13 protein-coding genes are annotated in these 12,316 nt (G+C 39.6%); all 13 read right to left on the bottom strand.

What is annotated here, in order from left to right:
• Positions 1 to 92 (bottom strand): hypothetical protein (locus KHS38_RS18860; RefSeq protein ID WP_213489875.1); only part of this gene is annotated, 92 nt, incomplete at its 3' end.
• 37 nt (positions 93 to 129) lie between these two features.
• Positions 130 to 1,068, bottom strand: a complete 939-nt coding sequence (gene fcl, locus KHS38_RS18855) for a GDP-L-fucose synthase (protein WP_213490105.1) — start codon at positions 1,066 to 1,068, stop codon at positions 130 to 132.
• 7 nt (positions 1,069 to 1,075) lie between these two features.
• Positions 1,076 to 2,191, bottom strand: coding sequence for a GDP-mannose 4,6-dehydratase (gmd, locus tag KHS38_RS18850; RefSeq protein WP_213490104.1), 1,116 nt, complete (start codon positions 2,189 to 2,191; stop codon positions 1,076 to 1,078).
• Positions 2,192 to 2,243: 52 nt separating this feature from the next.
• Positions 2,244 to 3,539 (bottom strand): WcaI family glycosyltransferase, encoded by a 1,296-nt coding sequence (locus KHS38_RS18845; protein ID WP_213490103.1) that lies wholly within the window; start codon positions 3,537 to 3,539, stop codon positions 2,244 to 2,246.
• 163 nt (positions 3,540 to 3,702) lie between these two features.
• Positions 3,703 to 4,296 carry a WcaF family extracellular polysaccharide biosynthesis acetyltransferase gene (locus KHS38_RS18840; protein WP_249665474.1) on the bottom strand — a complete coding sequence of 198 codons (594 nt, stop codon included), beginning with the start codon at positions 4,294 to 4,296 and terminating at the stop codon, positions 3,703 to 3,705.
• Entirely contained in the window at positions 4,280 to 5,074 is a 795-nt protein-coding gene (locus KHS38_RS18835) for a glycosyltransferase family 2 protein (RefSeq protein ID WP_213490102.1), read from the bottom strand. Before KHS38_RS18835 ends, KHS38_RS18840 begins: the two co-directional genes overlap by 17 nt.
• A gap of 38 nt (positions 5,075 to 5,112) precedes the next feature.
• The gene (locus KHS38_RS18830; protein WP_213490101.1) at positions 5,113 to 6,255 is read right to left on the bottom strand and encodes an XrtY-associated glycosyltransferase XYAG1; all 1,143 of its coding nucleotides are present in this window, start codon (positions 6,253 to 6,255) and stop codon (positions 5,113 to 5,115) included.
• 15 nt (positions 6,256 to 6,270) lie between these two features.
• Entirely contained in the window at positions 6,271 to 6,933 is a 663-nt protein-coding gene (locus KHS38_RS18825; protein ID WP_213490100.1) for an acyltransferase, read from the bottom strand.
• Positions 6,934 to 6,951: 18 nt separating this feature from the next.
• Complete coding sequence (locus KHS38_RS18820) at positions 6,952 to 8,085, bottom strand: glycosyltransferase family 4 protein (RefSeq protein WP_213490099.1); 1,134 nt, start codon at positions 8,083 to 8,085, stop codon at positions 6,952 to 6,954.
• The gene (locus tag KHS38_RS18815) at positions 8,082 to 9,119 is read right to left on the bottom strand and encodes an acyltransferase family protein (RefSeq protein ID WP_213490098.1); all 1,038 of its coding nucleotides are present in this window, start codon (positions 9,117 to 9,119) and stop codon (positions 8,082 to 8,084) included. Before KHS38_RS18815 ends, KHS38_RS18820 begins: the two co-directional genes overlap by 4 nt.
• Positions 9,112 to 10,425: a hypothetical protein gene (locus KHS38_RS18810; RefSeq protein WP_213490097.1), complete on the bottom strand. Its 1,314-nt coding sequence runs from the start codon at positions 10,423 to 10,425 to the stop codon at positions 9,112 to 9,114. Before KHS38_RS18810 ends, KHS38_RS18815 begins: the two co-directional genes overlap by 8 nt.
• Positions 10,426 to 10,473: 48 nt before the next feature.
• Positions 10,474 to 11,712: a glycosyltransferase family 4 protein gene (locus tag KHS38_RS18805; RefSeq protein ID WP_213490096.1), complete on the bottom strand. Its 1,239-nt coding sequence runs from the start codon at positions 11,710 to 11,712 to the stop codon at positions 10,474 to 10,476.
• A 3-nt stretch (positions 11,713 to 11,715) separates the two neighbouring features.
• Positions 11,716 to 12,309, bottom strand: coding sequence for an acyltransferase (locus tag KHS38_RS18800; RefSeq protein ID WP_213490095.1), 594 nt, complete (start codon positions 12,307 to 12,309; stop codon positions 11,716 to 11,718).
• Positions 12,310 to 12,316: the final 7 nt, after the last annotated feature.

Raw genomic sequence — 12,316 nt, 5'->3', positions numbered from 1 at the left:
ATGTCTACGCATATCACCTCGTTGCCGGTCTCGGCTAAACATGTCCCCGTTACCAGGCCTACGTAACCCGTTCCTACTACTGCTATTTTCATGGTTCTTTTTGATGTTTTTTCTTCGCTTCTTTGCTTATTAAGTGTTTACTACGTGCTTCTCCAGAAAGTCCTGATAAGCCAGTTGAATACCTTCAGGTAATTCAATCGTATGTTTCCAGCCTTGGTTATGCAGTTTAGAAACATCCATTAATTTGCGTGGTGTACCATCCGGTTTTGATGTATCAAAATCAATACTTCCTTCAAAACCAATAGTTTGTTTAACCAGCTCTGCCAGCTCCTTAATGCTTACATCCTCGCCGGTGCCAATATTGACTAAACCTGGTTCATTATAATTTTCCATCAGATAATAACATGCTGCCGCTAAATCATCTGCAAACAGAAACTCTCGCTTAGGTGATCCGGTTCCCCAGATGGTTACTGATGGCAACTGCTGCTCCTTAGCTTCATGAAAACGACGGATCATAGCCGGCAGTACATGAGAGTTCTGCGGATGATAGTTGTCGTTATATCCATAAAGGTTAGTTGGCATTACTGATATAAAATTACAGCCATACTGATCGCGATAAGCATCGCACATTTTGATGCCTGCAATTTTTGCAATTGCATAAGGTTCATTGGTAGGCTCAAGCGGGCCAGTAAGCAAGTAATCTTCCTTAAGCGGCTGCGGGGCCATTTTAGGATAAATACAACTTGAACCTAAAAACATCAGCTTTTTGACACCATTCATATAAGACTGATGAATGACATTATTTTGTATCTGTAAATTATCATACAAGAACTCTGCCCGGTAAGTGTTATTGGCAACAATACCTCCTACTTTAGCAGCTGCCAGGAAAACGTAGTCCGGTTTTTCATGAGCAAAAAAGTCGGCTACCTGCTGCTGGTCACGAAGGTCGAGTTCAGCGGATTTACGGGTTACAAAATTGGTAAACCCTTCCTGTTGTAATTTACGGTGAATAGCCGATCCCACCATACCGCGGTGACCGGCTATATATATTTTCGCTCCTTTTTCCATTGGAAGCTTATTCGTACTGGTTTTTAATTTGATAACCTGAATCTTTCAGCAGTTTTTCGCGCTGGAAGAGCTCAACGTCTGCAGCTACCATTTCCGAAACCAGACCTTTTAGGTCATACTTCGGTTTCCAGCCCAGCCTGGTTTGTGATTTGGTGGGATCGCCGATCAACAGATCTACCTCTGTAGGCCTGAAGTATTTAGGATCTACAGCTACCACTTCCGTACCTTCAGCTACCTGATAATCTGGGTTGTTGCAGCTTACTACGTAGCCCTTCTCATTAACGCCTTCACCTTTAAACTCCACTTCGATACCTACTTCCAGAAACGCCAAACGAACAAACTCACGTACCCTTGTGGTTACGCCGGTGGCTATCACAAAGTCTTCAGGTGTTTCCTGCTGCAATATCAGGTACATGGCCTCTACGTAATCTTTGGCATGGCCCCAGTCGCGTTGCGCATCCAGGTTGCCCAGGTACAGTTTATCCTGTAAGCCCATTGCTATTTTAGCTACCGCACGGGTGATTTTGCGGGTTACAAAAGTTTCGCCTCTTAAAGGACTCTCATGGTTAAACAATATACCGTTGCAGGCATACATACCATAAGCTTCGCGGTAGTTTACGGTAATCCAGTAAGCATATAATTTAGCTACCGCATAAGGTGAGCGCGGGTAAAAAGGCGTGGTTTCAGATTGTGGCACAGCTTGTACCAAACCATACAGCTCCGAGGTAGATGCCTGGTAGATGCGGGTCTTTTGCTCTAAGCCCAGAATGCGGATCGCTTCCAAAAGGCGCAGGGTACCGATACCGTCGGCATTAGCCGTGTATTCAGGCGTATCAAAGCTTACCTTTACATGCGACATGGCACCCAGGTTGTAGATCTCATCCGGCTGTACCTGCTGAATGATACGGATCAGGTTAGTGGAATCCGACAGATCACCATAATGCAGCACCATCTGTGGGCTGTCTTCATGCGGATCCTGATACAAGTGATCGATACGATCAGTATTAAACAAAGAGCTTCTGCGCTTGATGCCGTGCACTTCGTATCCTTTAGAGAGTAATAGTTCGGTTAGATAGGCACCGTCCTGGCCTGTGATTCCGGTTAGTAAGGCTTTCTTTTTCATCTGTAGATGTTTAATTTATATATACATAGTCAATCCGTCAATCAGCACAATCTTATAGCTGGTGCGATATATCAGCAACTGACCTTGTGTGTTGATTAGCGTTAAAAATAGATTGAGTAAAGTTACTCATTACATTATCAATATTTAGATACTGCAAGGCATATTCACGGGCATGCTCTCTTTTCTTCTCGATACCCGTTTTATCCTCTTTAATTTCAAGAATGCGTTCCGCCAATAATTGTGCATTTTCAGGCTCAATGATATAACCTAAATCATACTTATCAATTACATTGTGCAATGTAGTTCCCGGCGAACAGGTAACTACACTAACGCCGCCCACAGCAAGAATAGTAGTTAACTTGGATGGCATAACCAAATCACCGGCATTTGCTTTTTGCAAAATGAGGTGAAAATCAGCCATATTTAAAAATTCATTAAACTTTTCTTTTTCCTGAACGGGTAAAAAGTTAATGTTATTTAGCTGTTTTTGTTCAGCCAACTGGATCAGCTTTTCCTTGTAAGGACCTGAACCACATATAACAAACTTAATTTTATCTTCCGACTTTAACAGGTCAGCAGCATAAATAATTCCTTCCAATCCTTGCTTTTCACCTATAGCACCAGAATACAGGAAAACCAGCTCGTCTGGTTTGTACCCCCACTGCTGCTTCAATTCCTGCCGATTGGATATTGGCGAAAAGAATCCGGTATCAGCCCAGTTCGGAAAAAACATGACCTCCCGGTTAGCTTTGGCTTTAATTTTACTGATCATGCCATCGGATATACTACTTACAAAATCAGCTTTCGTTAGTATATCTTTCTCAATCCGGTATAACCGCTCAAACAGCTTATCATTCGAAATCATGTTCAAATCCTGCGCGGCCTCGATCTGGAGATCCTGAATGTGATACAGCAGTTTTCCGCCCTTACGGGCTCTCAACATTAAGCCAAGGTAGGCTAAGTGAAATGGAGGCGCAATAGTGATGATCAGGTCAAACTTTTTTGATGAGAAAAGGAGTTTTAATATCACCCAAAACTTGGATGTCCAGAATGATACATCCTGCAACATACGCTTTTTCCCAGTCGGGTTACTCGGTACGTACAACGGGCAACGATAAACTGTTATAGCGCCTCCGTTTTCCGGATATAGGAATACCTCTTTTTTGTACCAGTTGCTGTTATAAGGCGCCTGTACTTTCCAATACGGGTAATAAGGATAGGTTGTCACGACCGTACAATCATAACCAGCTTTGGCCAGCCAATCCATCATTTCACCGTTATATTTGCCTATACCAGTAGGTTCCGGAGAATAATTATGACTGATTAAAAGAATTCGTTCCTTTTTCATTCAAAGTAGTTATTCGGTACGTTTTAAAGACTTAAGTAATTTGATAAATGTATTGCAGCTAAAATAAATATATAGCTTATATATTACAAATTATTAATAGCAAATACTTATAGATGATAAAATTTAAATAAATGCAATTATTTAATAACAAAAGAGCAATTTACTAACTCCAGCGAGGCTTAATATAGATGGCCGGGTTACCTCTATAAATGCCATTGGGGCCTGCGTTGGTAGTTACTACGCTTGTAGCTGTAATTACCGTATCAATGCCAATATTTACACCAGGACCAATAAAGCAGCATGCCCCTATCCAAGCCCCGTTTTGCAGGGTAATTGGCCCATTGCGGTAAGGCATAGCGGGGTCGCGATAATCATGATTACCACCACACAAAAATGCCCGCTGCGATATGCAAACGTTATTACCAATTACTATCTTTTCAAAATTCAGGATGAAGGCTTCCTCTCCTATCCATACATGCTCACCAATCTCAAGTTTCCAGGGGAAATGAATATTAACCCGCGGCTTAATAACTAAGCCCTTTCCTACTTTTGCACCAAACAATTTTAGTAAAGCAACTTTTAAGCTGTTAGGAAATGGCAAAGCAGTTAAGAAAAACAACACTTTAATTATATACCAAACTACCTCCTTTAGCTTGCTTGCCCCACGGTTAAAGCCACTAGAGTTGAATTCACCTAACTTTACCCCGGATATGCTTTTCAAAGTATCGTTTACTGGCATTTCAGGTTGATTTTTCATTAAATTTTTCCTCTTCTATTAAACGCAATGAAAACAGCATCTCTACCATTGTTCTTTGCAGGGTATAATACCATCCGGCCCAGCCACTAAAAATCAAACCTTTTGCAAACAAACAATAAAAGAACACAAAAAACGGTGCTAGAGTCTTAGTACGACGAATACGATTTAGAACTGAATTCCTGCTTTCATTTGTTACATCAAGCAATTTGTGGCATTCACGAATTGAGTAACCATCCTGATTACCGAGCCACCTACTTAATGATTTTCTATCATCGTGTAGGATACGAGCTTTATAAGCACCTGTTGGTCCGGTAATCTGGAGCCGGTGTGCATGTCCGTCATTAAAGTAAATACCTGCGCCTTTTTTAAATAGCACAGCCCTTGGCGTGGTATTATTACTTAACAACTGCCTGCCATAAATTAAAAACTCAAACTTAGTGTAATAAGCAACTTCAGGTGTATTTAGTGAAATGAACTGCCTAGTTTCAGAGATAAAGTCATCAGTCAAAACGTAATCGGCATCCAAGCTCAATATCCATTTAGCTTCTATTAAATCCAATCCAAAATTGCATTGCTGTGCAAAAGTGTCAAACTTTCGGTAAACAATCTCAACATTTGGATAAGATTCCATGATGCTGATGGTATTGTCTGTACTGTAGCTATCCAATACCAGTACTTTATCGAGCCAAGTTAACTTGTCAAGCACCCTTTTGATATTAGGCTCTTCATTCTTAGTTAAAATGAGCGCTTGTAATGTCTCAGCATTTACGGTATGCATATACAATGATCTGGTGTCTTAAGTTATTGAGCGGTTGATTATTTATTATTGGTTTGTATAGCAAACTCGTACAAACCTACATATTGCTGGGCTAAATTTCCCGGCTCGTATTCTTTTTGTATGAGGTCAGGTAACGTTGTGTTTAACTCCGCTAGTTTATTTCGGCTCGCCGCTGTAACATTCAACTGCTCCGCGATTACTTGAATATCCATGGTTGTTACCCATCCGTACGATTTATCTTTGACATATACATTGAGCCCAACCTGATCACTCACTATAACAGGCGTACCAACGGATAAAGATTCGATAACCACTATAGCAAAGTTTTCGCTATGTGATGTTAGCGCAAATAAATCTACTCCCGCTAAAAATTCAAATTTAGCCTCTGTATCTTTCCAACCCACCCATTCTATGTTATGTTCATTTCCACATTCACGGGCTAAACCTTTAAGGGACTCAACATACTCTTGTTTTCCTGAACCAGCAACCTTAAGCTTATACTTAAAGTTCACTTTACTTAAAGCCCTTATCAGGATATCTATTCCTTTTTTGGGGTCAATACGCGATAGAAAGCCAATGGTAAACACATCATTTACTTTACGAGTAAACTTTCTGTCGGCCAACTTTACCAGGTTTGGAATAACCATACCCTCCCAAGAAGGAATGATTTTTTTTGACTCGCTCCACTCCATTGCTGTAGATACATGCAAAAGTGAATTTGTAAGCAAGCGTTTCCCTATAAACTTATGTATCCATCTCTTTTTAGTTGAATTATTAGTTTCCAGAATATAATCGCTGAACATTCCATGCGGCGAGATTACAGGCTTTATATTATGCCGCTTGCATACCCATGCAGCTCCTATGACTAACAAATTCCACCATGAATGAATATGAATTACATCAAAGTCTTTTATTGTGTTGTTCAGCAACTTCCATAAATCCGGTGAAGCATGAGTATGGTCTTTAGTTACACGTTTAAAATAGGTAACATTTACACCATCCACTATAATCGGTTTGCCAGCTTCGAGATTTAGCTCTGTTTGGCCATTAGCTGTAGTTGTGTATACATTTACCTCATGTCCAAGTTTTACTAATTGCTCAGCCAAAAGTGCTACAACAACTATTGGTCCGCCATAAATATAAGCCGGCTTATAAGAGGGTACTATAAAAAGGATCTTCATGCTGATAATTTTATATCAATAAACAAAGCCGTCAAGCCTGTGAAAATATTTAGCATCACGGGATATTTTTTTCAACTCTTTAGCAGGCACACCACCATACAAAGTCCACTCGCTCTCAAAAGGCTTATTTAATAAGGATTTAGCGCCTAAAACGCAAAAAGAAGGTAATACTGCCCCACCTAACACAGTTACGTTCGTTCCTATAAAACAATAATCTCCAATAGTGATTGGGGCACTGTGCTGCCGGTTTTCAAATACATCGATAGAATGTGTCAATAACTGAGAGTTGTAACCGGCTACAGTTGTGAATTTACCTATTTCGATAGCACTGGTACAGTCAATATGGTGTTTTTTTGTAATCGCCGAATGCTCTTTCATTATTAAAACGGCCTGTCTATCAGTCTGATGCTTGAAGTGCATAGATGTTGAATTCGTTTCGAAGCCAGTGATCCAGTTGCTGCGCCCTATAATGGCATGATCATGCATAACTATGCGATTAAGATGCACTGCAACTACGAAGTGATCTATTTTTGTATTTGGCCCCATGACCAAGTTTGCCGGAAAGACCCATGACAAACCAATTTTTGCGGTAGAATGAATTTCGAACCCAAACCAGCTTTGCAAGGCACGCCTTCGTAAGGGCCAGGGAAGAATCATTGTAAGTAACTTTAATAACATGCTAATAAGCTTACTTGGCTATTGATATAACTTTATGTAGGATTTGATCATCGTATTCAGGCTAAAGTGCCTTATGTTATCAAAGCCGGTTTGAATCAATGCCGCTTTAACCGACGGATCATTCAACTTGATATAAGCATCTGCAAATTCTTGTGGGTTATAAGGATCAGCATGTATCGCAGCTCCACCACTTACTTCCGGCATAGGATCCAATTTACTGGCAACTACCGGAGCGCCACAGGCCTGGGCTTCTATTACCGGCCAGCCAAAACCTTCAGAATATGATGGAAAAACAAATGCATCACAAGCAGAGTAAAGGGCAACCAAAGTTTCATGATCGGGCCCTGTTACTGAGATTATACGATTTTGCAGGTTAAGCTGTTTTGCATGTTCAAGCAATTCAGCATCTACGGCATGCCCGGCAAAACATATATATCCGGTATACTTATCCTGAAGTTTATCAACCATATCTAACAACATCTTACGATTTTTACGGGGCATATAGGACCCTACATGCAGCAAAAATTGAGTGTCCTTTGATATTCCTGCCTTCAATAAAATTTCATCTCTTTGCACTTTATCCATAGGATAGAACTCAGCATTTAATGCATTATGAATCACTTGCCAATGAGGGTGCAAATCTGTCTTATCGGTCGATAGCTCCTTCAATTGGTCCAAAGATAATTTAGAAACCGCCGCTAATCTTTTAGCTTCGCTTAGATTAGCCAATATCCATTTTTGCAAAAAGATACCAAGCCTTGAAGCCGGATTATGCGCATCAGAATGCCCAAATGCGCCCCTGATAGCCAAAACATCATGACAGGTTATACCGCTGCGGTCCTTAGGTAAATGTTTTAAATAAGGCGAGTTTGAATGATCACACACATGAAAAAAGACCTCCTTATTACGATTAAGTTCCTTAAATACTCTCCATCTGATCACCAATGGAAAAAGCAGCCATTTATCTATATATCCTATCCATTTTCCAATACCACTATGCGCTTTTTTAATGTTAAAACCTAAGAATGCAACTGGCCGCCAGATAACAGTTTCAATACCGTTTCGTTTAAATCCATCATCAAGCATCAGAGCAAAACGCTCCATACTTTCTTGCTTATCAGGAAGATAATTCCCAATTAAAACTATTTTCATATATTTCTACGGTGATGATTGTTTGAAAGCTCTGCCAACGGTTGTTTCTCTAACCATTTTCTACGTAACTTATCAACTGGCTTATCATAATATTTAAAAATGATATATGATAAGGTGTAAGTAATTAGTAGATATGCCAAGCTAAAGGGCAAGCGCTGTAGTTTTGTTATTCCGGTTATATAGTGGTTGTAAGGAATAATTAACATCCAATGGGTTAGATATAAGACGTAAGACATTTCTCCCAATGTACGATCCAAGTTATCACTTTTGTTATATAAGCTGTTACATAACAAGGGTATTGTAAACAAGCTTAAAACCTGATTGAAGTAAAGTTCATAATACTTACCAGATTTGATAGCTTTATAAAAGTCTGTAAAGCCTAACAAACAATGAGCTAAAAAAATAGAAATGAACATTACTATAGACCAAAATTCTGCTTTACGAGAGAATTTGAATTCATATCGGTAAATAGCTATGCCGATAATAAAGTATAATAGATAGGCAATTACAGTTTTGGATATTATGCCACCCGGATATAAAGCACTCGAAGTAATGGCTATAAGCGCAGATATTATTATTACGGCCACTAATTGTTTCTTCTTTTTTGTGAAGGCAAAGAGTATTGGTAAAAGCAGATAAAACTGTAGTTCGAGATCCAAGGACCATGCAGGAACAACCGGCTTATAAGGCAAAAGATTATAACCAAGAAGAAATACATTACTAAACCAAAAATGAATATTTGGAACGGCCAATATCTTATCTTTGAAAAGCGGATGATAAAGAAGAGTGCTGATAAACGTAAGGATGCCAATAAACAGGTAAACTGGAAAAAGCCGGTAAATACGACTTAGATAGAAAGTAACTATCGGCTTTTGGTATTTACTATACTTTTTTTCATACATATAGGTTACCCAATAGCCACTTAAGGCAAAAAAACAATACACAGCCATACTCCCAATGTAGATAGCACCTGACAAATGGTAGCATATAACTATTGAAGCCAATAAAAATCGGACTAACCCTGGTTTAAGCATATACAACTTTAGTAACTACTCTTTTTCTAATATTGAATGATGCCAACATTACTCCCCCAATCAAAATATCAAATCCCAATGGCGTAGGGATTCCCCAGGTCCCCTGAGGTATATTTGTTAAACAAAATGGTAATATCATCCATGGTAAAAAGTCGTTAACATTTAGCTTATTATAAGAATCGACAAAAAACTGCACGCATATAACTGTTCGTATAAATATCACAACAACTCCCATTAGTAAACCGAGTTCGCCTACAACACGCTGCCACTCGATTTCGCCATTTATAACCCCATAAAATGATTGTTTCCCGGTTAATAAAGTACCGCCTACGTTGGTTCCCATACCAGAACCGTAACCCCAAAATGGTTGTTCGGCAGCTTTTGTGAAAGCGGCTATCATACCTCCAAGATATCTATCGCCAACAACGCCTTCAACGCCTCCTTCACTCTCATTGGCAACAGTGAATCGTTCTGTAAATGCTTCGGTCGCTGTTTGAAAAAAGGGTAGCTGACTCAGAAGTATAATCAGCATAAACCCAGCTATTAACGCCGGAACAACCTTGGCCATTAACTTAGGTTTCCTGAGCGCCGCAAGAAGCATAAATACAAGTGTAACACCTACCTGAAAGAATAAGCCCCTGATAATTGAAATAGGTACAGCTATTAATAAACTTATAATTGAAGCGATAAGAAGCTTTTTATTAACATTTTTTGTATCTAAACAATAATAAAAAACAAAACTTGCTAATGCACTATAAAATGAGCCAACCCCTGATGCAAATGAAAATGTACCTGGCGGTCTAAAAAAGCCCATAGCGCCAGAGAAACCGGCTCCTTCTGTATTACCACCTACTCCTCGATTTACCCAGGCACTTTGTGGACTGTAAAATTGCAGGGTAATAAGTACCGTCATTGGGATAGATAACCACATGTACCTTTTAGCAAAAAGCAAGACATCTTCACGGGTAAAAATAACGCCTATTACATACATTAATGGAAAGTACAACAACCATATCCTACTGCCATACAGTGCAACAAACAGGTTTCCATGCCCAAAAAAGACAGCAGTAAACATACTTACAACACCAACTATAACCATACTAACAATGTAGCCGTTTACTGGTATAAGCTTCTTTTCCCAAGCTTTGTATATGATCCAAATAGCCACCGGATCTCTAACTAAAAGCAATGGCGTAGCTAATCCCGGAAGAACCCATCGGCGTAAAGCTCCCTCAAAAATCAGCAGATAAAAAAACACCCAGATACCCAACTTAGGATAATAAGTCGGATCCGTGCTTTTAAACATATTGCTCTTATTAAACATTAATAATTGATATGTTATAGTTAACAATAATTAAATACTTCTTGGTTGACCAAGTGCTACAGCCAATTCCTGCCCATATACGGACCATGGGCGCAATTTAGCCGACTGCATTGCTTCGGCACCATTTTTAGCTATTTCATGAGGATTTAGCAATAAGTTTTCAATCGCTGCTTCGATTGCTTCTGTGTTTGATGCTTCTATCAACCACCCGTTCCGGCCATGTTCAATCAAATCCGGACCTGCAGTACGATCGGTTGTAATTACCGGCGTTCCCTGCGACATTGCTTCTGTAATTACCAAACCAAACCCCTCAAACAATGATGGAAAAAGCAGGACATCGTGTTGACGCATTAATTTTAATATCTCATGATGCGGAAGACTTGGAATCCATTTATGTTTAGCCAGCGCGATATCTAATGCCTCACAATCATTACTTGCTTTCCGCCCAACCACCGTTAACTCAACATGTTTACCAAACTTTTCAACCGCGGCAAACATGTTTGCTATACCTTTTCTTTGAGAAAGCCCTCCTACAAACAAAACACGTAATGGATGGGAAGACGTAGTATAAGTACGTGAAGATTCTACTGGCGGGTATCCATAAGGTATCACAGTCACCGGAGCAAGATTTCCTGAAAAATCCTGCAAGGTTTTAGCTGTGAAACTACTTGCTACAAAGATTTGGCTAGCCAATCTTAACTCATCATCCTTATGTAAAAGCTTAGCGTCAGAATCCTGAAAGCCAATCAGCGTACTTTCCCAATCGGGCCATTTGCTAATCTCATCTTTTAATAATCGCCTTGCTGCTTTCCAGTAGCCTATAGGCAAATCATAATAACATGGAATACCCAAACGATTGGCCTTTTCAAATGTGTATTTGGCACCATCTTCATAAGCATACACGCCCAATTTTTCACCTTTGAAATCAGGGATTAAACTATCTGCTACTTTTTTATCATTATTACGGTATACAGCGTCAACAGACAACCTTCCGGTCTCATGCTTTATGAAATTATGCAGACCAACTTTAGGTGCTATAAGCCGTGCAACTTCCATCCATGGATTAGTTCTAGTGAATGGCTTTAATATTAGATTATACTGACGGCGTTTAATTTCTGCTAATGGACCAATGCTAACACTATCCAGTAATGTTCCTGAAAAAGAGGCAATGGTGGTATGAAAGCGGTGCAATAAACCAGCTTTGGCAAGGCCTTCAGCTACTGCACGTACATTTGCATTTCCGGTGGGATGAGAAAGGATAAACTTCATATATTAACCAACAAGCCAAGCATTATTGGCCGCTAAAAATTCACATGGATTATATGTCAGCTCTTCAGGCCGCGATTTAGATAGAGCTTTGGCCGGATTACCAACGACAATACTGCCTTTAGCTACAGACTTTGAAACAACAGCTTTGGCACCAACAACAGCGCCCCTACCAATGGTAACTCCTGGTAAAATGGTTGCGCCTGTTCCAATCCAGGCATAATCTTCAATTATAATTTTACCTTTAGTGTGTTTCCATTCCGGATCTAAAACATCATGTGATGCTGTTAAAATTTCTACTCCATCATTTATACACACCTTTTCGCCAATCTGCACTTTATCGTGCAGGGCAATATTTACTTTTCCAATGAAGCTAAAACAACCAACATTCAACAAGCTTAACTTTCCGGAAACATTAACATCACCTATTTCTGCTGTTTCGCTTATCAACGCGCCATTTCTGATTAACTTTTTTCGAAAACTGTTTCTCTTTATCACTTCGGGCAATAACAACAATCGTTTTGCCCAAGCTTTAAAGTACGGTTCAGAAAAAACTTTGAACCGAACCCTATTTTTCCATAAGTACTGAAACTTTGCCATACTTAGT

The organism is Mucilaginibacter sp. Bleaf8 (genome assembly GCF_018390515.1).
Classification (GTDB): Bacteria; Bacteroidota; Bacteroidia; order Sphingobacteriales; family Sphingobacteriaceae; genus Mucilaginibacter.
Note: the sequence above shows the minus strand (reverse complement) of the source record. Positions and strands in the feature narration are given on the sequence as shown.